The organism is Bacillus sp. D386, assembly GCF_006346415.1.
Window position 1 is genome coordinate 547316 of sequence record NZ_VEMV01000002.1, and the last position, 22788, is coordinate 570103.

The 22788-nt window shown below is 37.0% G+C and carries 23 protein-coding genes; 7 read left to right on the top strand and 16 right to left on the bottom strand.

Annotation, left to right across the window (positions count from 1 at the left end; translation table 11 throughout):
* Positions 1–13: 13 nt before the first annotated feature.
* Positions 14–1852, bottom strand: a complete 1839-nt coding sequence (gene typA, locus FHY45_RS07655) for a translational GTPase TypA (protein WP_066100821.1) — start codon at positions 1850–1852, stop codon at positions 14–16.
* 119 nt (positions 1853–1971) lie between these two features.
* On the opposite strand from typA, the gene FHY45_RS20480 reads away from it, so the two are divergent.
* Positions 1972–2148 (top strand): DUF5325 family protein, encoded by a 177-nt coding sequence (locus tag FHY45_RS20480; RefSeq protein ID WP_175354216.1) that lies wholly within the window; start codon positions 1972–1974, stop codon positions 2146–2148.
* 91 nt (positions 2149–2239) lie between these two features.
* Here FHY45_RS20480 and FHY45_RS07660 read toward each other — a convergent pair whose 3' ends face one another.
* Complete coding sequence (locus FHY45_RS07660; RefSeq protein WP_066100824.1) at positions 2240–3031, bottom strand: inositol monophosphatase family protein; 792 nt, start codon at positions 3029–3031, stop codon at positions 2240–2242.
* Positions 3032–3183: 152 nt separating this feature from the next.
* Complete coding sequence (locus FHY45_RS07665; protein WP_066100827.1) at positions 3184–3381, bottom strand: hypothetical protein; 198 nt, start codon at positions 3379–3381, stop codon at positions 3184–3186.
* A gap of 180 nt (positions 3382–3561) precedes the next feature.
* Here FHY45_RS07665 and FHY45_RS07670 point away from each other — a divergent pair, with 180 nt between their 5' ends.
* Positions 3562–4179, top strand: a complete 618-nt coding sequence (locus FHY45_RS07670) for a DUF1054 domain-containing protein (protein WP_139891312.1) — start codon at positions 3562–3564, stop codon at positions 4177–4179.
* Positions 4180–4236: 57 nt separating this feature from the next.
* On the opposite strand, the gene FHY45_RS07675 is transcribed toward FHY45_RS07670, so the two are convergent.
* From FHY45_RS07675 to FHY45_RS07685, 3 genes are all read right to left on the bottom strand, one after another.
* Positions 4237–4512 carry a UPF0223 family protein gene (locus FHY45_RS07675; RefSeq protein WP_066100834.1) on the bottom strand — a complete coding sequence of 92 codons (276 nt, stop codon included), beginning with the start codon at positions 4510–4512 and terminating at the stop codon, positions 4237–4239.
* A gap of 12 nt (positions 4513–4524) precedes the next feature.
* A complete protein-coding gene (locus FHY45_RS07680; protein ID WP_066100837.1) occupies positions 4525–5490 on the bottom strand; it encodes an NAD(P)H-dependent flavin oxidoreductase in 966 nt (321 codons plus the stop codon).
* Between the two features lie 262 nt (positions 5491–5752).
* Complete coding sequence (locus tag FHY45_RS07685; protein ID WP_077247942.1) at positions 5753–5866, bottom strand: GapA-binding peptide SR1P; 114 nt, start codon at positions 5864–5866, stop codon at positions 5753–5755.
* A gap of 372 nt (positions 5867–6238) precedes the next feature.
* Between FHY45_RS07685 and FHY45_RS07690 the strand changes: the two genes are divergently transcribed.
* Positions 6239–6670, top strand: coding sequence for a DUF1885 family protein (locus tag FHY45_RS07690; RefSeq protein ID WP_066100840.1), 432 nt, complete (start codon positions 6239–6241; stop codon positions 6668–6670).
* Positions 6671–6983: 313 nt separating this feature from the next.
* Here FHY45_RS07690 and FHY45_RS07695 read toward each other — a convergent pair whose 3' ends face one another.
* The 6 genes from FHY45_RS07695 to FHY45_RS07720 all read right to left on the bottom strand — a co-directional run bounded on the left by FHY45_RS07695 (position 6984) and on the right by FHY45_RS07720 (position 14031).
* Positions 6984–7811 (bottom strand): polysaccharide deacetylase family protein, encoded by an 828-nt coding sequence (locus FHY45_RS07695; RefSeq protein WP_066100842.1) that lies wholly within the window; start codon positions 7809–7811, stop codon positions 6984–6986.
* A gap of 100 nt (positions 7812–7911) precedes the next feature.
* Complete coding sequence (gene lpdA, locus FHY45_RS07700) at positions 7912–9321, bottom strand: dihydrolipoyl dehydrogenase (protein ID WP_066100846.1); 1410 nt, start codon at positions 9319–9321, stop codon at positions 7912–7914.
* Positions 9322–9324: 3 nt separating this feature from the next.
* Entirely contained in the window at positions 9325–10650 is a 1326-nt protein-coding gene (locus FHY45_RS07705) for a dihydrolipoamide acetyltransferase family protein (RefSeq protein WP_066100849.1), read from the bottom strand.
* 85 nt (positions 10651–10735) lie between these two features.
* Positions 10736–11713 (bottom strand): alpha-ketoacid dehydrogenase subunit beta, encoded by a 978-nt coding sequence (locus FHY45_RS07710; protein WP_139891313.1) that lies wholly within the window; start codon positions 11711–11713, stop codon positions 10736–10738.
* Between the two features lie 3 nt (positions 11714–11716).
* On the bottom strand, positions 11717–12832 hold the full coding sequence (gene pdhA / locus FHY45_RS07715; protein ID WP_139891314.1) for a pyruvate dehydrogenase (acetyl-transferring) E1 component subunit alpha: 1116 nt from the start codon (positions 12830–12832) through the stop codon (positions 11717–11719).
* Positions 12833–13365: 533 nt separating this feature from the next.
* The gene (locus FHY45_RS07720; RefSeq protein ID WP_139891315.1) at positions 13366–14031 is read right to left on the bottom strand and encodes a YkyA family protein; all 666 of its coding nucleotides are present in this window, start codon (positions 14029–14031) and stop codon (positions 13366–13368) included.
* A 300-nt stretch (positions 14032–14331) separates the two neighbouring features.
* Between FHY45_RS07720 and def the strand changes: the two genes are divergently transcribed.
* Positions 14332–14886, top strand: coding sequence for a peptide deformylase (def, locus tag FHY45_RS07725; protein ID WP_066100859.1), 555 nt, complete (start codon positions 14332–14334; stop codon positions 14884–14886).
* Positions 14887–15037: 151 nt separating this feature from the next.
* On the opposite strand, the gene FHY45_RS07730 is transcribed toward def, so the two are convergent.
* Positions 15038–15808 carry a Cof-type HAD-IIB family hydrolase gene (locus FHY45_RS07730; RefSeq protein ID WP_066100860.1) on the bottom strand — a complete coding sequence of 257 codons (771 nt, stop codon included), beginning with the start codon at positions 15806–15808 and terminating at the stop codon, positions 15038–15040.
* 668 nt (positions 15809–16476) lie between these two features.
* On the opposite strand from FHY45_RS07730, the gene FHY45_RS07735 reads away from it, so the two are divergent.
* Positions 16477–16689 carry a DNA-dependent RNA polymerase subunit epsilon gene (locus FHY45_RS07735; RefSeq protein ID WP_066100864.1) on the top strand — a complete coding sequence of 71 codons (213 nt, stop codon included), beginning with the start codon at positions 16477–16479 and terminating at the stop codon, positions 16687–16689.
* Between the two features lie 3 nt (positions 16690–16692).
* A complete protein-coding gene (gene rnjA, locus FHY45_RS07740) occupies positions 16693–18360 on the top strand; it encodes a ribonuclease J1 (RefSeq protein ID WP_066100868.1) in 1668 nt (555 codons plus the stop codon).
* 40 nt (positions 18361–18400) lie between these two features.
* On the opposite strand, the gene FHY45_RS07745 is transcribed toward rnjA, so the two are convergent.
* Complete coding sequence (locus FHY45_RS07745; protein WP_066100870.1) at positions 18401–19390, bottom strand: cytochrome d ubiquinol oxidase subunit II; 990 nt, start codon at positions 19388–19390, stop codon at positions 18401–18403.
* 613 nt (positions 19391–20003) lie between these two features.
* Between FHY45_RS07745 and FHY45_RS07750 the strand changes: the two genes are divergently transcribed.
* Positions 20004–20822, top strand: a complete 819-nt coding sequence (locus FHY45_RS07750; RefSeq protein WP_066100873.1) for a mechanosensitive ion channel family protein — start codon at positions 20004–20006, stop codon at positions 20820–20822.
* 42 nt (positions 20823–20864) lie between these two features.
* Here the strand turns inward: FHY45_RS07750 and FHY45_RS07755 are convergent, their stop codons facing one another.
* Both FHY45_RS07755 and dapD read right to left on the bottom strand, forming a co-directional pair.
* A complete protein-coding gene (locus FHY45_RS07755) occupies positions 20865–21983 on the bottom strand; it encodes an N-acetyldiaminopimelate deacetylase (protein WP_139891316.1) in 1119 nt (372 codons plus the stop codon).
* A 72-nt stretch (positions 21984–22055) separates the two neighbouring features.
* Positions 22056–22766 carry a 2,3,4,5-tetrahydropyridine-2,6-dicarboxylate N-acetyltransferase gene (gene dapD / locus FHY45_RS07760; RefSeq protein ID WP_066100880.1) on the bottom strand — a complete coding sequence of 237 codons (711 nt, stop codon included), beginning with the start codon at positions 22764–22766 and terminating at the stop codon, positions 22056–22058.
* Between the last annotated feature and the right edge of the window lie 22 nt (positions 22767–22788).

Below are 22788 nucleotides of genomic sequence, written 5' to 3' on the forward strand. Positions count from 1 at the left end.
CCAAAGGTAAAAGTTATTCAGCGAATTTCTTTTTCTTAGCTGCTTTTTCACGTTCGTTTTTATCCAAAATCTTCTTACGTAAACGAATTGATTCTGGTGTTACTTCGCAGTATTCATCATCATTTAAATATTCCAATGCTTCTTCAAGTGACATGATTCTAGGTTTTTTCATAGTAACTGTATTATCTTTTGTAGCGGAACGAACGTTTGTTTGTTGTTTAGCACGAACAATATTGACAGTTAAGTCATTTTCACGATTATGTTCCCCAACAATCATACCTTCATAAATTTCAGTACCTGGCTCTACAAAAATAACGCCGCGGTCTTCAATTTGAATGATACCGTATTGAGTAGCTTTACCTGTCTCAATGGATACAAGAACACCTTGTCTTCTCCCTCCAACCTGACCTGCCTGCATAGGTTGATAAGAATCGAATGTATGGTTCAAAATACCATAACCACGAGTTAATGTTAAGAATTCAGTTGTATACCCGATCAATCCACGGGAAGGAACGTTAAACACTAAACGTACTTGTCCGCTTCCGTTATTGACCATATCCAGCATTTCGCCTTTTCTTTCCCCTAATGATTCCATGATTGCACCTGTGTATTCCTCAGGAATATCAACTTGTACGCGTTCCACAGGTTCACATTTAACACCATCAATAACACGGATGATTACTTCAGGCTTAGACACTTGAAGTTCATATCCTTCACGGCGCATATTTTCGATAAGAATGGATAAGTGTAACTCTCCGCGTCCGGAAACAATCCAGGCATCCGGAGAATCAGTAGGATCCACACGTAAACTTACATCTGTTTGGAGCTGGCTCATTAAACGCTCCTCGATTTTACGTGATGTTACCCATTTACCTTCTCTGCCGGCGAATGGACTGTTGTTTACTACAAATGTCATTTGTAATGTAGGCTCGTCTATACGCAGAACTGGAAGCGGCTCCTGAACATCTACTGGGCAAACTGTTTCCCCAACGTTAATGTCTTCCATACCGCTGACAGCAATCAAATCACCCGGTAAGGCTTCTTCTACTTCCACACGTTTCAATCCTTGGAAGCCGAATATTTTAGTTACACGGAAATTTTTCGCAGTTCCATCAAGTTTCATTAAGGATACTTGTTGTCCAACTTTCATTGTGCCACGGAAAACACGGCCAATTCCTATTCTTCCTAAATAATCACTATAATCCAGCAAAGCAACCTGGAATTGCAGCGGTTCTTCACGATTGTCAACAGGTGATGGAATATTTTCTACGATTGATTCAAATAAACACTCCATATTTTCTTCTTGATCAGCCACATCAGGGCTTAAAGAAGCGGTACCGTTAATTGCTGATGCATAAACAACTGGGAATTCCAATTGTTCTTCAGTAGCACCCAATTCAATAAACAAATCAATAACTTCATCAATTACTTCCTCAGGGCGAGCAAAGTCACGGTCAATTTTGTTAACAACAACGATTGGCGTAAGTTTTTGTTCTAATGCTTTTTTTAGTACAAAACGGGTTTGCGGCATACAACCCTCATACGCATCAACGATTAAGAGAACACCGTCTACCATTTTCATGATACGTTCTACTTCTCCGCCGAAGTCTGCGTGTCCCGGTGTATCCAATATGTTAATACGTGTATCTTTATAGTTAACGGCAGTATTTTTCGCTAAAATTGTAATACCGCGCTCTCTTTCAAGATCATTGGAATCCATTGCTCTTTCAGCAACTTGTTCATTAGAACGGAATGTACCTGCTTGTTTTAACAATTGGTCGACCAAAGTTGTTTTACCATGGTCAACGTGAGCGATAATCGCTATATTTTTGACGTCATTTCTGTATTGCAAACTATTTCAACTCCCAGATTTTATGCTTATCGAAACCAACCTTGTCATTATAACATACTGAAACTAGAAAGCTGCTATCGTATTGTGTACAATGAATATGAAGATTGGGGTGATTACATATGAATATTAACTTTATATTTATGCTGCTAGCAGTTCTCGCTGTGACAAGCTTATGCGGAATTGCTATATCCATCGCTGAAGGAAGTGTAGTGGCCATTGTCCTATGCCTGTTAGCTTTTATCGGCATTATGGGAAGCGGCTTTACACTAAAAAAGCGTTGGAGAGAAAAACTTTAGACTATTCTTTTAACTAAATAATTTTACCGCAATATCATATTTTAAGCAATAAAAAAGCATCAGTACTGATGCTTTTTCTCTTTTATAGCCATCAGGATGATAAATACTGCTCAAGAATCACTCCATGTAAAGCTGGCGATGACACTAGGAATGAGCTCTTCTTTAGATAATGAATCGGGTTACCTTGCAGATCAGTCACTTTTCCACCCAATTCTTCAATAATCACGGCTCCCCCCGCAAAATCCCATGGCGCCAATCTCATCGATATATAAGCGTTCATTCTCCCAGTAGCAACATAGGCAATTTCAAGGGCAGCAGATCCATAGGACCTGGTCCCTCTTATATCTTTGACAAGTCTGCCCGTCAGATTCTTATCAATTTTTTTATTGTCCGTCAGCCAAATTGGATTTAAACCTATAATAGATTCGGGAAGTGGAACTTCCTTTATCTTAGGAATCTCGCTATCATTGAGAAAAGCTCCTTTTCCCTTTATACAGTGATACAGTTCATCATGGACAACATCATATATTAGCCCAATCTTTCCAATACCATTTTCTATTATACCTATTGATATCGCAAAATTTCTTTGCTGGTGCACAAAATTCATTGTTCCGTCTATAGGATCGATAATCCAAACTACTCCATCCAGTGACTGCAAATCATGGCCAGAACCTTCTTCACCGAGAATATGATGAGTAGGAAATTGTTCAGATATTTTTTCTTTAAAGAATTGCTCTATTTCCATATCCATATTAGTGACTAAATCATTTACATTTGATTTTGTGTTAATATCTAAAATTGATTCAAATGAGTTAATAATCTTTACCCCTGCTTCTTTAATCCATTGAACCGCCATCTCGTGAATGTTGGACCATTCCGCCATTTTTCCCACCTCAATTAAAATCTTTTCTATAGTATGTATATTAATTCCAGTTTAATTCGAATGACATTAAATAACAAGAAAAGACGAACATCATGAACGAGAACATGCAGTTCGTCTTAATCAATCAAAAAATCATATAATAATATCCACTATTAAAGTGCTTTTAAGCGCAGAAGTTCTTTTCTTATTCTTTCAAGTTTTTGTTTTGAACAATTTTTTTGTTTTTCATCATCCTGCTGAATAGCTTCATATAAGGTAGCCAATTCATAATCCAGTTCCATCCGGAGAACTACTTTTCTATGTTTCTCGACTTCTTGAGCTTTCAGTTTGTGATTAACTACCTGTTTCATAAAAATCCTCTCCTTGCATTTATTTTAAGAAAATTCAGAAATTTAATTGTACTTTGTACTATAGTATGTTCTTTCTGGATTATTGCAACCAAAATAGACAAGCGCCTAGTTACATATGCATAATATTATTTGGCCTCTCTATTCTTATGCTAAAATAAGAGAGAATAGGAGGTAATATATATGGTTATAAAAGGTTTCACAAATGAAGACTTTAATGTATTTACAATAGATGGTCTCGACCAACGAATGGATGCAATCAAAACCTTAATACGTCCCAAATTTGAAACATTAAGTCAGATTTTCACAGAGGAATTATCTGTTTTAACACAAGATCCAATGTATCCCCATATTGCAAAGCATGCTCGTCGTACGATTAACCCGCCGAATGATACATGGGTATCTTTTTCATCCAATCCACGCGGTTACAAAATGCAGCCACATTTTCAAATCGGTCTGTGGGAAACCCATTTATTTATTTGGTATGCAATTATTTATGAAGCCAAAGACAAAGCGCAAAAGGGACAACGTTTGGCTAGCCAAACTGAATCGATAAAAAATCTTATCCCATCTGATTACGTGTGGTCTATTGATCACATGAAGCCGGAAGTTATTCCTCACAGTACATTATCAACCGATGGCTTAAACGATATGTTTAATCGTTTACAAACAGTCAAAAAAGCTGAATTATTATGCGGCTATCAAATTCCACGCGAGGAAGCTGTTCAGCTTTCCGGTGATCAATTAGTTGAAATTATTCATGATGTATTTGTACATTTAATACCCCTGTACAATGTCTAATAAACTCGAAAAAGACATTAACCCCCATTAGCACTATGCCAAGGGGGTTAATGTCTTTTATCGGCTTAATTTTATAAATCCTTCATTAGCACTGTTTTTTGCTCGCTTAATTGCTTGATAGGCAGAGTAGCCACTCACTTCTTCAAACTCATTGCACAATTTCTTTTCCTCAGATTTAGAAGGAACAATTCGCTTAAACTCATTGTAAAGGTTCATTAACTGTTCCCTTTCTATCCCGTTCTCATAAGCTTTCTCGATTCCTTGAAAAAAAGATATAACCTTTACGATCTCATCAGTAGACCATTCATAATCAATCGGATATTGATAATCCATATGTACCACCTCTTATGTTGTAATTGCTTTCCAGCGTTCTCTTATAGCTGCTGCTTCCGCTAGCATTCTACTGAACAATTGCTCTACTGTTGGCTCATCCTTAATTATACCAACAACTTGACCAGCCCAACCAAAACCAGCTTCTGAATCTCCATTATATATAAATGCTTTGTTTCTTACACCACTAATATAATCTTTTAAATCCTCATATGTACAATTATTATCCTCCATTCCAAGGATAATATCCGTAAGCGGATTATGAATGGCACGTCCTGGAGCACCTAAGCTCTTTTTAATCACTACCGTATCCTTTTCAGAGCTATCTATGATTGCTTGCTTATAAGCGGCATGAGCATGTATACATTCTTTCGTAGTAATGAATCGTGTACCCATTTCTATACCTTCAGCACCCAGGGCCAGCGCTGCCATTAAACCTCTTCCATCTCCAATACCTCCAGCAGCAATAACAGGAATGGAGACATGATCAACTGTCTGAGGCACCAGGACCATTGTACTCAACTCATCTCTTCCTATATGGCCTCCACCTTCATAGCCAACCACCATAACTGCGTCTGCTCCAAGTTCTTCAGCTTTCATAGCATGCCTTACCCCTGCAGTCAATACGAGTGTTTTTACTCCAGTACCCTTAAACATCTCTAAAAATTCTTTCGGGTTTCCCCCTGTAACAGAAACAACTTCTACTCCTTTGGAGAGTACCACTTGTACAAATTCTTCATAAGGTTTACCGTGGTTACCAATAGCAAAATTAACTCCGAATGGGGAAGAAGTCATAGAACGTACCTTATCAATTTCACTAGCTAAATCCTCAGGACTGCTCAATGACATAGCTGTAATTTGACCAAGTCCACCAGCGTTTGAAACGGCGGCAGCCAATTCAGCATAGGCTAGATAAGCCAGCCCCCCTTGAATTATTGGCAGCTCTATGCCAAGCAACTCTGTTACACGCGTTTTCCACATAAAACACCCTCCTTTGTCGTTAGGATTGCTTTTACACAATGGCAATATATGATTCGCTTCTTAATTGAAAAGTGAAACCAATCATTTGTGTATCATTAATTTATCATATAAAGAATAAGTAAAGAATACACCGTGTTCTTGCGAGTAAATAAAAAAGACAACCCCTGGAAAATTGAAGGTTGTCATCGCTAATGTTAACTTTTTATAGTTTTCAAGATTAAATGATTATAGTTTTTGAAATGAACCGGTTTTGGTCTAGTGACTATTCTTGTTCACAACTGTGGCAATCAGTGCATGTTGCATACAATACTGTTACTTTTTCGTCTTCAAAATGATCGATTGTATTGTTGCATCCTGTACATACGATTGTACCCATTCATTTCATCTCCTTTTCTAAATGTAAACGCCTTCCAAGAAAGCGTTTTAATTCCATAAATCAATAATAGTATAACTCATTGAATATTTCAAGCCCAAATTGTATAACACATTAAAATATTTTTCGTTAAATTGTGTATAATATATTATTAATATGACAATTAGACACTCTTATCCTGCAAATGTATCAGTAAGTGTAATATCAATATTTAAACAGTTAAATTGGCTATTATTCTAATGATTTTATCCATGAATTCCTTCATTAATGAAATTAAATACACTTAACCAAGAAAAGCGTTTTCATTATCACCCTTGTTATCCATTTTCAGGTAATGATAAACTAATTAAAATAAATTAATTCAGGGAGGTTCCTATGACTTTATCAACGTTTATAAAAATGAAGGGATCCATAAAAGATGACATAACTATTGAGGACATTAAACAATTGATCAATCAGTATAGACAATCAATCTCGCATACTTCCGAACAATTAGCATGGGATTATAGTAAAACTGCATTTCCTTATGTTTTGAAAGTAACAGACGAAGGGAAACATAATTGGTTTTATTTATACTCAGAGGAAAAGGACTATCACATGATAGCCATTGGAGTGGATTATGAATATATACAAACCCCTGATGAAAATAAACAAAGAGTCCCTTATATCCAAATCAGTCTATCTCAACACTCTACAATTGGTGATAAATCGAAGGCTAATGAGTTTGCTAAATTTTTATCAAAGAAATTAAAAGGGGAACTTCATTTATTTAACGGGAGAATCATCCATTTTAATCTAAAAAAGTAGAGCCATACTTTATACTTTAAATTGGTTTATTTAGAGGGCTTATAACCTATATGTACCTAATAGTGATGATCAAGCTACTGGTTGAATAGCTATCTAGAAAGTCGTCAAATCATGAATCATCTACCGAGCAAGGACAGATCTAGTTTTGCCAACACATATTAACTCAATCCGGAGGTTTCCCCTTAAGCAGGCGCTAACCATACCAAAGGATTTCTGTACAAACATATTACCCACCCATCCACTCTTCAACTAGTTACTTAAAAATAGTATTGAAAAAGGCAGCCTAATTACTGAGGCTGCCAGAACTCTTCCATTAAAAAGATTTTATTTCACGAGGATTTATCACCCTATAACCCTTTGCACGTAATCCTTCAACTAATTCTGGCATTGCATCATTAGTCCATTTACGGTCATGCATAAGCAGGTTTGCTCCCGGATACAATTCTTTGCTAGTAAGCATAACTTTCACTAAAGCGTCCTTATCTTGGTACTGTTTTTCCCAATCGTATCCTATTGTCCAATTCATTAACTGCATTTTTTCTTCTTTGGCTATTTGTTTTGAGAACTCTGTGTTTTGCCCATATGGAGCTCTAAAAAATCTGGGCCTTTCACCGGTTATAGTTTCCACCATATCATTCACTTTAATAATTTCTTCTTTTTGCGCCTCTTCATCCAATTCTGGCAGGACGGCATGGCTATATGTATGGTTACCGATTTCAAATCCCATATCATAGATTTGTTTCAATATCTTTTTTTGCGCATCCGATTCCAAAAAATGTCCGTTAACGAAAAATATAGCAGAGGCATTCATTTCTTTTAATTTTTTTGCCATTGCTAAACTATATCGATCCGGTGCATCATCGATGGTTAATAGAGCTACTTTCTTTTCACCATCTTCTATAGGCTCAATTTTCCAATTTGTTAGATTGACCTGATAGTTTTGTGAAATCTCCTCTATCGGCTTCGCTGCTGTTTCTTTAGGTACCTCTTTGTTAATTTCAGCTTTATTAGGCTTTGTTCCCTGATTTGATTGTGTCTGTTCTACACTTTTATTAGGTGTATCTTCTTTCGCCTTCTCTTCTTCTCCGCAACCAGATAGCAACAGAACCATAGATGTAAGCAAAGCTATAGCATATCTCATGAAATTCCACCTTTCGACAACCTTATCCTATATTTTACCACTTTACCGACAAAATAAAACACCCCTGTCCAAAAAGGATAGGGGTGTAAAAAATAATTAATTATTTAATAATGTGGATTGGGCTTCCCATCGCAACTTCTGCTGCTTCCATTGTGATTTCTCCCAATGTAGGGTGAGCATGAATAGTCATAGCGATGTCTTCAGCAGTCATTCCTGCTTCAATTGCAAGGCCTAGCTCTGCAATCATATCAGAAGCACCAGGTCCAGCAATTTGAGAACCGATTACTAATCCGTCTTCTTTACGTGTAATTAACTTCATAAATCCTTCTGCAGAATTTAATGCTAAAGCACGTCCGTTTGCTGCAAATGGGAATTTAGCAGCAACGATATCTAAACCTTCTTCTTTTGCTTGTTGTTCAGTATAACCAACTGTTGCAAGTTCCGGTTCGGAGAATACAACTGCAGGAATACCTAGATAATCAATCTCAGCTGCATGTCCTGAAATAACTTCAGCAGCGATTTTACCTTCATAAGAAGCCTTATGAGCTAATTGAGGGCCAGAGATGATATCACCAATCGCAAAAATATTACTTACAGATGTACGGCATTGCTTATCTGTTTTAATGAAGCCTCTTTCATCTAGTTCAATACCGACTTGTTCTAAACCAATTTCATCAGTATTAGGTTTTCTTCCAACCGTTACCAATAGATATTCAGCTTCAACTTTTTTCTCTTCGCCTTTTTCTTCGTAAGTAACAATTACACCATTTTCAGTTTCTTCCACGCCTTTAGCTTTAACTTTAGTGAAGATATCTACATCTTTCTTCTTCAAGTTACGTTTAACGATAGAAGACATTGGTTTTTCGAAAGCAGCCAAGATTTCGTCCATACCTTCTAGAATGGTTACTTTAGTACCAAAGTTAGCATATACAGAACCAAGCTCAACTCCAATTACTCCACCGCCGATAATAGCCATGCTTGCAGGGATATGATCAAGGTTTAAAGCACCAGTGGAATGAATGACACGATCAGAATATTTAAATGTCGGTAATTCAATCGGTCTAGAACCTGTTGCGATAATAGCGTTTTTAAATGTATATGTTTGAGCGCTATTTTCAGTCATAACACGGATGTTATTAGCGTCTACAAAGTAAGCTTCACCTTTAACGATGTCTACTTTGTTACCTTTAAGTAATCCGCCAACACCACTTGTTAATTTTTCTACTACAGTACCTTTCCAGGCTTGAACTTTAGAGAAGTCCACTTTTACGTTTTCAGCAGTGATACCAAGATCTTCAGAATGTTTGGCATCATGATAACGGTGACCTGCAGTAATTAAGGCTTTGGATGGAATACATCCAACGTTCAAACATACGCCACCAAGGTCTCCTTTTTCAACGATTGTTACTTTTTGTCCAAGTTGCGCAGCACGGATTGCAGCCACGTAACCTCCTGGACCAGAACCGATTACTATAGTATCTGTTTCAATTGGAAAATCTCCAACTACCATGTCTTATCCCTCCATCAATAATAATTCTGGGTCATTTAATAAACGTTTAATGTGATTTAATGCATTTTGACCAGTAGCTCCATCAATCATACGGTGGTCAAAGCTTAAAGATAATGATAATACAGGAGCAGCTACAATTTCACCATCACGAACGATTGGTTTTTCTGCAATACGTCCGATTCCAAGAATCGCAACTTCTGGGTGGTTAATAACTGGTGTGAACCATTGTCCACCGGCAGAACCGATATTTGAAATTGTGCAAGAAGCACCCTTCATTTCATTAGGAGCTAATTTACCATCACGAGCTTTTCCGGCAAGTGTGTTGATTTCATTAGAGATAGCAAACATAGATTTACGATCTGCATCTTTAACTACAGGTACAAGAAGTCCTTTTTCAGTATCAGCTGCAATACCGATATTGTAATAGTGTTTATGGATAATTTCTTGTGTAGCATCATCAAGAGATGTATTTAATGCTGGGTACTCTCTTAATGCACTTGTTAAAGCTTTAACAACGTAAGGAAGGAATGTTAGCTTAATTCCTTTTTCAGCTGCAACTTCTTTGAATTTCTTTCTGTGAGCAACCAATTTAGTCACATCTACTTCGTCCATCAATGTAACGTGTGGAGCTGTATGTTTAGAGTTAACCATCGCTTTAGAAATAGCTTTACGAATTCCACTCATTTTTTCACGAGTTTCAGGATATTCTCCTGCAGGAATAGCCGCTGCAGCTGGTTTAGAATCTTCTTTGGCAGCAGGAGCTTCTTGTACAGGCGCACTTTCTTGTCCACCATTCATAAATGCTTGGATATCTTCTTTTAATACACGGCCATTTTTGCCTGTGCCTTTAACCTTGTGAATATCCACACCGTTTTCTCTAGCAAATTTTCTAACAGATGGCATAGCGATTACACGATCACTTGCAGTTTCTTCTGCTTGTGGCTGTGAACCTGCACCAGTTGGAGTATCTGAGTTTGCTGGAGCTGCTGCTTCTTTCTTAAGGTCTTGTCCGCTTTCTAAAGTAGATTGAACTTGAGCTTCAGTTTTTTCTTCACCGTGCTCATCACCTTTAAATTGTACATCTTCATAACCTGGTGCATCAAAAGTTACAAGTACATCACCAACTACTGCTACAGTACCTTCTTCAACTAATACTTCTTGAACAGTACCTTCTACTGGAGATGGAATTTCAACAACAGATTTGTCATTTTGCACTTCACATAGTACGTCATCTTCCTGTACTTTATCACCTGGTTTAATAAACCATTTTACTATTTCACCTTCATGTATACCTTCGCCGATATCCGGGAGTTTAAATTTAAAAGCCATGGCTTTTCTTCCTCCTCTTTCTTTTCAGTTTTTAAAGTTATGGTTGTGTTAGTCAGGAAATGCCACGAAAGCATCTCCTGTTATGTTAAAATTCTAAAACTTTTTTTGCAGTTTCAAGTACATCTTTATGATTTGGCAACCATATAGGCTCTGCTTGAGAGAATGCAAATACTGTATCAGGTGCAGTTACACGCAATACTGGTGCTTCCAGGCTTAAAATGGCACGGTCGTTGATTTCAGCAACAACTTGAGCAGCAATACCTGCTTGCTTTTGTGCTTCTTGTACTACAATTGCGCGTCCAGTTTTCTCAACAGATGCAATAATTGTATCCATATCAAGCGGGCTGATTGTTCTTAAATCGATTACTTCTGCAGATACACCTTCTTTTTCAAGTTGCTCTGCAGCTTTAAGTGATTCCTGAACCATTGCGCCATAAGTAATAATAGAAAGATCAGTACCTTCACGTTTCACGTCAGCTTTACCTAATGGAATTGTATATTCCCCTTCAGGTACTTCTTGACGGAAAGAACGGTATAATTTCATGTGTTCTAAGAAGATTACCGGATCGTTATCACGGATAGCAGAGATTAACAAACCTTTTGCATCATATGGTGTAGATGGAATAACCACTTTTACACCTGGTGTTTGAGCCATTAAACCTTCAAGGCTGTCTGCGTGCATCTCAGGTGTATGTACACCACCGCCAAATGGTGAACGGATTGTAATTGGTGAAGTATAAGTACCACCGGAGCGATATCTCATACGAGCCATTTGACCAGCAATAGAGTCCATAACTTCGAATACGAAGCCGAAGAATTGGATTTCAGGAACAGGACGGAATCCTTGCAATCCAAGTCCAATTGCCAATCCACTAATACCAGATTCAGCTAAAGGGGTATCAAAGATGCGGTCTTCTCCAAACTCCTTTTGTAATCCTTCAGTAGCACGGAAGACACCACCGTTTACTCCTACGTCCTCACCAAATACGAGAACTTTAGGATCATTACGCATTTCAGTACGTAATGCATCAGTGATGGCTTGAATCATCGTCATTTGGGCCATGGCTTATTTCGACTCCTTTTCTTTGTAAATTTCATATTGTTCTTCTAGGTTGTATGGAAGCTCTTCATACATATTCATAATTAAATCAGTTACTTTTTGTTTTGGAGTATTATCCGCTTCTTTAATAGCAACTTTGATATCTTCTTTTGCTTGTTCAATTACTTCATTTTCTTTCTCTTCGCTCCATAGTCCTTTTCCTTCTAGGAATTTACGGAAACGAACAAGTGGATCTTTTTTCTCCCACTCGTTATCAAGGTCAGCTGTACGGTAACGTGTTGGATCATCACCAGCCATTGTATGTGGACCATAACGATAAGTTAAAGTTTCAATTAAAGTAGGACCTTCTCCATTGATTGCTCTTTCGCGTGCCTCTTTAACTGCAGCGTAAACAGCCAATGGATCCATACCGTCTACCTGAATACCTGGGATTCCGGCAGCCACTGCTTTTTGAGCGATTGTTTTAGCAGCGGATTGTTTTTCAACCGGTGTAGAAATCGCAAAACGGTTATTTTGAACGATAAAGATTGCAGGAGCTTTAAATGCACCGGCAAAGTTGATTCCCTCGTAGAAATCACCTTGGGAAGCACCGCCGTCACCTGTATATGTGATTGCAACAGATTTCGCTCCATTTTTCTTCATACCAAGAGCTACACCTGCACATTGGATATATTGTGCACCAATGATGATTTGCGGAGAAATCACATTAACATCTGCAGGAATTTGATTTCCAGCAAAATGGCCACGAGAGAACAAGAAGGCTTGAGTCAACGGAAGACCATGCCAAATCATTTGTGGTACATCTCGGTAACCTGGTAAAATGAAATCTTCTTTTTCCAAAGCAAATTGGGATGCCAATTGTGAAGCTTCTTGTCCAGCTGTTGGAGCATAGAAACCAAGACGACCTTGTCTATTCAAAGAGATAGAACGTTGATCAAGAATACGAGTGTAAACCATTCTTCTCATTAATTCTTGAAGCTGTTCATCGCTTAAATCAGGCATAGCTGATTTATTTACGACTTCTCCCTCTTCATTTAAAATTTGCAACGTCTTGAACTGGTCGCTTACGCTTTCCAACTGCTTCTCTGCCTCAAAAAGGACTTTTTGTTGTTTAGAAGCCATAGGATTCACATCTTCCTTTCTATAAATGGTTAAATATCCATCTTCAAATTATCATAATGCCAGTTTTCCACACCTAAACCATTAGATAACTGTATTAGTTTTCTCTTGATAAATAGTAGTACAACTGTATCAATGGTTAAAGTTTACACGATTTAAATAATTGCCGTCAACTTATATGATTCGAGTATGTAAACATTTTCACAAACTTTCTTTAACGACAAACTGTTATACATTAATATTTTTTTATACTAATACAGAATGTGGAAAAAGCGCTTACAAAGATGAACTTTCTGTATTTATAATCCCCTAAACTAAAGTAATATGGGCAAAATAACTAACCTTATTAAACATGCAATACTAAATGTATAAAACCTAATAACCATTTTTAAATTATAATAAAAATAATCATACTCGATACTGGTCAAAAATCAATTAGGTTTTACTACTTAACAAAACATACCAAAACTTATCGAATTGATTATCGACAACCTGGAATTTCTATAAAAAAAGCCATCACTCCTGATGGCTTTTTCTTATTCTGTATCAACATCTAGTTTTGCCCTTTTATAGAAAGCAATCTTTTGTTCATTATATTCATTCGTTAAGTCATTAAATTTTTTGTTTGAGTTCATCAGTGAATTATACGTTTCATTGATTTTCTCAATTTGTTCTTGTAAATCTTCTTTGGTCACATCCTCTTTTTTAAAGAGTGTGTATAACTCATTCTCCTGTGTAAGACTCTTTGTATAATGTTTATACAGTTCATCATACTCATCATATCTTTTCGTCATTGTATCCTTTAATTCATTCGCTTCTGCTTTTAAGGATGAGTCTTCAAGATCGTTTATATGACCATTTAAATCCTTAAATTGTTCCTTAGCTTTATCGATAGCTTCTTTTTCCTTCTTCATTAACGCTTGTCTTTCTTCTATTCCTTTAATAGCATCATTTGATAATGATTGTATTTCTTCTATTTCCTTCATACCCAATTGTATAATCTTTCCATACAGTTCATTATCTTCTTCCTCCAGCTTTTGAAGCGGCTCTTGTTGTTTTTGGAAGTCTTCCTCCAATGCAGCCACTTCCTCCAGAGTATCATAAATTTTCTCTTCTGGACTGCTATTGTTTAGACATCCTGTTAATGCAAGGATTACTACTAACATACTTGTAAGTGTAATATTTTTTTTGTATTTTTCCATGATTAGCACTCCTATCTATCCCTACTTTACTATAACGAAATGGAAATATTTTGACAACAAATAACATATATAATAGGAGTAATACCCCCGAAATTACTTAGTAATCTAAATATAAGGTAATATATTGTAGTATGATTGCTATTGATTAATTCCTAAACTTAAAATACGCTACTACGTAAAGATAAGTAAGGCGTACAGACCCCTTATATGTTTGTTAAGATTACAGAAGTCATAATTAACTTTTTATGCAAGGTTTGATAGACTATAGAGTATAAATGGACAGTTTTATGAGGTGAAATAATGATTACAATGCAAGATATTATCAGAGAAGGGCATCCCACTCTACGAAAAAGAGCGGGGGAAGTACAAATTCCGCCTTCCAAAGAAGACCAAGAAATTCTCAAAAGCTTAATGGAATATGTACAAAACAGCCAGGATCCAGTAAAAGCAGAAAAATACGGTCTACGTCCTGGGGTTGGGCTGGCAGCTCCTCAAATTAATATTTCAAAACGAATGATTGCCATTCACGCTACAGACGATAAAAATAAGCTCCATAGCTATTCTCTCTTTAATCCAAAAATTATTAGCCATTCTGTTCAGAAGGCTTATTTAAGTACCGGAGAAGGCTGTTTATCAGTAGATCGTGCCATACCAGGCTATGTTCCCCGTTACAATAAAGTAAAAGTACAAGCTTATACGCTTGAGGGGGAAGAGATTACTTTAAGATTAAGCGGCATGATGGCCATTATTATTCAGCATGAAATTGATCATTTAAATGGAGTCATGTTCTATGATCATATAAATCCTAAAGATCCATTTGCCCATTTAGACAATGCGGTAGCCATTGAAAAATAAAAACCGGTGATTAATCACCGGCTGTGACTGTAGACATTTTCCCTATTTAGGTTGGTCTACAGTCTTTTTTTGTTCACTTATTTATAGAAACTATGTGGCTAAACCGCTCTGCCCTATTTTATGACTAGTCAGTTGCTGATTACTAACAAATTTATATAAGCTTTAATTCCTTTAATCCGTAATAAATCCCATCTGAATCTACGCTTTTTGTAATAAAGTCCGCTTCTTTCTTTAACAGCGGTACACCATTTCCCATGACCACACCCGTACCTGCTGCCTTAATCATTTCAAGATCATTTAATCCATCACCAAATGCATAAATTTCATCCATAGAGAATCCCTTGCGCTCAATCACATACTCAATTCCTTTAGCTTTTGACCCTCCATTTGGTACTACATCCATTGCATATGGATGCCAGCGTATGAATTGCAGATCCGAATAGTTTCCTTCATAAAGAGACGTATGATGTTCCTCACAAAATAAAAGAGCTTGGTAAATTTCATGGTTTTTATAAAAGTCTCCCTTTTCCTCGGGATGTGGAAAATGAAGAGATCCCATACTCTCTTCTATAAAGGGATCATGTGTAACGTTGGCTTTCATTGTTTTCTCATTCATATAGATCATGGAGTGACCATTCGCCTTTGCTTCTCTCGTTAATTTTTCTAATTGTGATTGAGATAGAGGGTTTTTATAAATCATCTCATGCTCAAAAACAACATATTGACCATTAAAGCTGACAAAAGAGTCGATTTCCAGTTCATGAATAAGATGGCTGAACATAAAAGGTGCCCTACCTGTCGCTATTGCAACGTATGTCCCATTTTTTCTAAGTAAATGGATTGCTTCCTTAGTGGATTCCGGTAATTTCTTTTCAGAATTTAGAAGTGTCCCATCAATGTCAAAAAATACAATTTTACCCATAAACATTTCCTCCCAGATGCGCAATACTATATATAACGTATTATTGTCTACAATCATACTATCATAATAAATAGTAAACCTCTGCATGAGGAATCTCATACAACAGGAAAACAGCTATGATTAGTTATCTTGACTCTTCAGGAAAAATAGTAACGGTTAAAGATATTAGTTATACTTAGATTATGAATCAGACGCGATTGTAAATAAATTACAATATAAGCTTTTGAATCCAAGCATATACTATTTATGAGTGGGACGATAAATTTATTTTTACGTTTAGGTACTTATATCCCTCAAGCATATTTACCAAACGCTTAATTACCATTAAAATAATAGATAAAGGAGATGGTCAGCCATGTTAAAAAAGCTCAGAAAAAAGCTTCTCAAACAATGGAAAGACCTGATGGGCAGGAAATCAATTGCATAATTTTTTGAAAAGCCCTTCAAATATCCTTGCGGAGGGCTTATTCTATACGGTAAAGTAGATAACAGTCCTTAAAGAAAATTGTTTAAACATGCAAATGTTAGGAAATTTTCTTATAATAGAGATGATGAACTGTTTAGACCGACAGTCTAAGATGAATATCAATAGATAAGGTGGCCTGGTTGTTGCTCCTTGCCACCTCTTTATTTATAAATTTTACAAGAGTAAGTTAGGAGAGATTTACATGATTTTTAAAGTTTTTTTTCAGGAGAACGCAGCTGAGACACCCGTTCGCGAAAATACTAAATCTATTTACGTTGAAGGGGAATCGGAAAGAGATGTCCGCCAAAAGTTAAAAAGCCTTCCATACAATATTGAATTTGTTCAAGTTCTTAAAGATGAATATTTGGAATTTGAAAAACAGAATCCAGATTTCCATATTACGGAGACCAAATAATATATGAAATTTGTCAAGAACGACCAAACAGCTGTTTTCGCCCTCGGAGGGCTAGGCGAAATCGGCAAAAACACATATGGCGTTCAATTCCAGGATGAAATTATTCTAATTGACGCCGGAATAAAGTTTCCGGAAGATGAATTACTTGGCATTGATTATGTCATACCGGATTATTCCTATATCGTAAAAAACGCGGACAAGATTAAAGGTTTGTTTATTACTCATGGTCATGAGGATCATATTGGCGGGATACCTTATTTACTAAAGCAAGTGAATATTCCACTTTATGGAGGCAAATTGGCACTTGGATTAGTAAAGAAGAAATTAGAAGAACACGGTTTACTAAGACAAGCCATTATCCATGAAATTAAAGAGGACGATGTGATCAAGTTCCGGAAAACATCTGTTACTTTCTATCGTACCACTCACAGTATCCCGGATGCATACGGCATTGTGGTTAAAACACCACAGGGCAATATTGTACATACCGGTGATTTCAAGTTCGATTTTACTCCGGTTGGAGAACCTGCCAATTTAACTAAAATGGCTGAAATTGGTAAAGAAGGTGTTCTATGCCTTCTCTCAGACAGTACAAATAGTGAAATCCCTAATTTCACTATGTCTGAGCGTAAAGTTGGCGAAAGTATACATGATATATTCCGAAAAGTAGAAGGACGCATTATTTTCGCAACCTTTGCTTCGAATATTCATCGCCTGCAGCAAGTTACAGAAGCAGCTGTACAAAACAACAGGAAAGTAGCCGTTTTTGGTCGCAGTATGGAAAATGCCATCGAAATTGGACTTCAACTTGGTTATATTACCGCACCAAAAGAAACATTTATTGATACTCAGCAATTAAATAGATTACCGGCAAACGAAGTAACGATTCTTTGTACTGGTTCACAGGGTGAACCGATGGCTGCCTTATCTAGAATTGCAAACGGTACTCACAGACAAATCCAGATTAATCCTGGTGATACAGTTGTATTCTCATCATCACCAATACCAGGTAATACGGTTAGTGTATCACGCACCATTAATATGTTATTCCGTGCTGGAGCCGATGTCATTCATGGTCCTTTAAGTAATATTCATACATCTGGCCATGGTGGACAGGAAGAACAAAAATTAATGCTCAGATTGATGAAGCCTAAGTTCTTTATGCCAATCCATGGAGAATACCGCATGCAGCGAACACATGTACAAACAGCTGTGGATTGCGGTGTCTTGGAGGAAAATTGCTTTATCATGGACAACGGTGAAGTGCTGGCACTTACTCAGGATAGTGCTACCGTTGCTGGCAAGGTACCTTCCGGCAATGTCTATATTGATGGAAGCGGAATCGGGGACATTGGAAATATCGTCCTTCGCGACCGTCGTATTCTTTCAGAAGAAGGTCTTGTGATAGTTGTTGTCAGCATCAATATGAAAGAGTTCAAAATTGCTGCTGGGCCGGATATCATTTCTCGCGGGTTCGTCTATATGCGTGAATCAGGAGATCTGATTAACGATGCTCAAAACCTAATCACTCAGCATTTAAATAAAATCATGGCACGTAAGACTACACAATGGTCTGAAATTAAAAATCAAGTTACAGACACACTCGGACCTTTCTTATACGAAAGAACCAAAAGACGTCCGATGATTCTGCCTATTATCATGGAAGTATAAAAAGCACAAACGCGAGTACCTTAACAGGTACTCGCGTTTTTCATTTTGTTCGGAATAACATTTTATTGATCAATAGAGTAAATGGAGTCAGAAGCAATAATCCGATTACCAATAAGCATCCTAATGTTAACCATAAGTGGCTCCCATTAAACGAGTCCAATGTAATGAACGGATCAAGTATAAAAGGCAAATGTGAAATACCATATCCGTAGAAAGCAAACAAAAACTGAAGTAATACAAATATAAATGCTAAACCATGTCTTTTATTTCGAATGATTAAGTATAGGGCAGCCATAAAGCTAATTAAAGAAAGCGCAAATAACCACCAAATCTCCAGAGCATTTTGAAAATGACGCAAATTATGTCCCCTTAATGAAATAGTCGCTAAAGCAACTGCAATGATCGTAGGAACACTCCAAAAAAGAGCATAGCCTCGCACAGTCATACTTGCCTCCTTATCATTAGACTTTTCCTTATAATAGAGCAAGAATACGGCGCTTATAAACAATACACTTACAATTGTCAGAAACACGACACTCCAGGAATAAGGACTGAGGAACAATTTTTTTACCAGGAGAAACACTCGTTCTCCTTCTTTTTTTATAAAACCTCCCTCAGATATCGTAAGCCCAATGGATAAAGAGGCAGGAATAAGGATCCCAGTCGAAACATAAACGAACAAAAATGACCAGCTTGTTTTGTTCCCTTTTTTATACAAAAAATGTGCCATAAATCTGATGACTACCAGTAATAAAACGACCAGCCCTGGTAGAACCAATGCTCTGCCAAAATAATTAAATGTATCCGGAAAAAATCCAATTAATCCTGCCACAAAAAATATAAAGAAAATAATCGTAATATGCCAGAGTCGTGGATCATAATGACCTGTCGATTTAGGAATTCCCACCTGCTTACCTTTAAAACGACCATAATATGTAAAAAAACCAACCCCAAACTCAATGGAAGCAATTATGACATATACATAAAGGAAGGACCATAATACCGTTATTGTCAGCAGTTCAAAATTCAAGGTTACGACGCCTCCTTTTTAGTTTTATAAAGTGATTATTACCTATCCATACTATTTACCGGAAAGAGAGAACCGCTCTTCATTCTTCACATGTTTCTTGAATGTCCCACGGAACTATTAATCACCGATTGATTTCCAATCAACGAACCCTCTTTTCGCCTAAAATTCCAATATATATCCAAAATAAATATCACATATGCAAATAATACATAATCCGGTTAAATGTTTACAGTATTTTCAACCAAACTTTTTGGGAAAATAGTAAAAGTGGCTATGAACACACCAGTAACATAACTCAAGGGTCAATATTTAAAATTTGTAGAAATTGATAAAAGCAAGCTTTATTATCTATAACTTTATCATTGTATCAGTTTATGTTGAATAATGATTATGTCTTTTCAAACATTTTACCTTTCACTTGGCAAATCATTCAACTTCCTTTATGGTATATCTATATTATTCTATTATGATAGTAAAAGGCTGCATACATTTTCCTTCAAGATGAAGGTTATAGTATACCAAAAAAATTGTATCTATCATAATTGAATACTTCCGTTTATATCAATAAAGAAGTTGTTAGGAAAGGATTGGTTTAATGGAGAATTCGTTCATAATGGGTTTTAAATTTTCAGATCTCAAGTGGGAAACCTGGCTTTTCGATATTGGAATTTGGGTTCTAAAAATCTTTTTATTTTATTTAATCTATAAAGTAATACGCACGTTTACTTTTAAAATCATTGAAAAGATTTTCTCGCGCATGCAGGCCAAAGAGAATCTTTCTGAGAACCGTACGAAAACATTGGAATCCTTAACGAAAAACGCTTTTGGGTACGTCTTTATATTTATCTTAATAGTCACCATCCTGGAAATGTTAGGAATCAACGTTAGTGCGATTCTAGCCGGTGCCGGAATCGTTGGTTTAGCGGTCGGCTTTGGGGCCCAGGGATTAGTGAGTGATGTAGTAACCGGCTTCTTTATCCTGCTCGAAAAACAGATTGATGTTGGGGATGAAGTGACAATAGGAGTTATTAAAGGCGTTGTAGAAGTAGTCGGACTTAAAACAATCCAAATAAGAGGTTATGACGGAAGCCTCCACTATATTCCCAATCGACAAATTGCCATACTAAGCAATCATTCACGTGGAGCTATGAGAGCTATGGTGGAAATTAAACTTAAAGCAGAAGATAATTTGGAGGAAATCACAAAATCAATTAAAGAAATATGCCATACAATGGCCGAAAAAGATGAAGATATCCTAATGGGACCCGAGATTCTTGGCATCCAGGATATGGGTACAGCTGATTATACAATTCAAATTGTAGCCCGAACAACAAATGGACAGCAATACCATGTTGAACGTCAGCTGCGCTCTAGGATTAAAATAGCCATCGATCAAATAAGGCTTCAATACGCTGCTGAAGGAACAGAATAATATAGAGAACCCGGCTGCTATCTCTTTAGCCGGGTTCTCTTTTTATATTGATTTCATTCGAATATAATCTGTTATAACCGATACAGCAAAGGGTAGTGCCTTTTCATCAGGATTTAATTTAGCATGGTGCAATCCATACGATGACTGAACACCAAGCCAGAACATAAAGCCTGGAATCTCCTTAATCATGTATCCAAAGTCCTCACCCGTCATTGCTTCCTTGCAATTGACGAATGTCGTATCCTGCCGCTGATACAGAAATTTCATAAACTCTTCTGTTAGATTAGATTCGTTATATACTTGATAGTAGGAAGAACCAAAATCAACATTAATCTTACAATCAAGAGCCACTTCCATTCCTTTTGCCATTTCCAGTATTCGATTCCGGATCAATAGCATAGAATCCTCAGATAGCGTCCGAATCGTCCCTTCTATCCGCGCATTTTCAGCAATACTATTTTGGACAGTCCCTCCTGTTATTTTCCCAATTGTAACAACAGCCGAATCAAGTGGATTAATATTTCTTGCTACAATAGTCTGAAGCTGAGTAACAAATTGACAGGATGCAATCACCATATCATTCGTCAGATGCGGATAAGCAGCATGTCCACCAACCCCTTTAAAATCTATAAAGATCTCCGAGGTATTAGCAAAGAGTAAACCTGTTTTGGTAGCGATTGTTCCTACCGGATATTCCGGAGCTATATGCAATCCAAAAATCAAATCAGGTCTCCACTTAGAAAACTGCTCAGCAGCAATCATCTCCTCTGCTCCTCCAGGGCCCTCTTCTGCGGGCTGGAACATAAATAATACATGGTCATTGATTGGATTTTCCACTAAATTTGTTAATACACCAAGGGCGATGGTCATATGAAAATCATGGCCGCATGCATGCATATAATCTGCATGCTCGGATTTAAAGGGAAGCTCCGTTTCTTCTCGAATCGGCAAACCATCAATGTCAGCACGGTAGCCTATGGTTTTCTCAGGAGATAGCCCTTTTACTCGAACAAAAATTCCTGTTCTCCATTTTTCCCATTCTATACGATCCTGAGGAAGATTTCTTATGTAATCTATCAAATATTGTTGCGTCTTAAATTCCTTATAACCAGGTTCAGGGATCCTATGCAAATCTCTTCTTATAGAAATTAACTTTTCCAAATTGCAGCTCACCTCATCTCCAATTTAAAAACAGGCGCGGAAATCATCATCTCCACGCCCCTTCCATTTTTATTATAGCTGACGAAGCTCATCCTTAATTTCAATTTTGGATTTAGTCTTTTCATCAATTGTTTTAATTACTTTAGCCGGAACTCCAGCAACTACTGTATGAGCAGGAACATCTTCTACTACAATTGCTCCAGCCGCTACTACAGCTCCCTCTCCTACTCTGACACCTTCTAAAATAACCGCATTAGCACCAACAAGTACATTATCTTCGATTACAACAGGATTGGCAGATGGAGGCTCTATTACGCCAGCCAACACTGCTCCTGCTCCAATATGGCAATTTTCACCGACAGTTGCACGTCCGCCAAGCACGGCATTCATATCAATCATAGTCTTATCTCCGATGCTTGCACCAATATTAATGGACGCTCCCATCATAATCACCGCATTATTTCCAATATGAACCTGATCACGGATAATCGCCCCCGGCTCAATACGTGCATTAATCCCTTTTAAATCCAGCATTGGAATTGCGGAATTTCGACAATCATTTTCAATAACATAATCTTCTATTTTCGCCTTGTTTTCCTCTAATGTTGGTTGAATATCAGACCATTCTCCAAAAATCACCCCTGTGTTACCGGTAATAAATGTTTTAACCTCAGGATTAAATACCAGCTCACTGATTTCTCCCTTTATGTATACTTTAACCGGCGTTTTTTTCACACTGTTTCCGATAAAGGATATAATTTCATTTGCATCCATCATTTTCATAGTATATTTCTCTCCCCTAAAT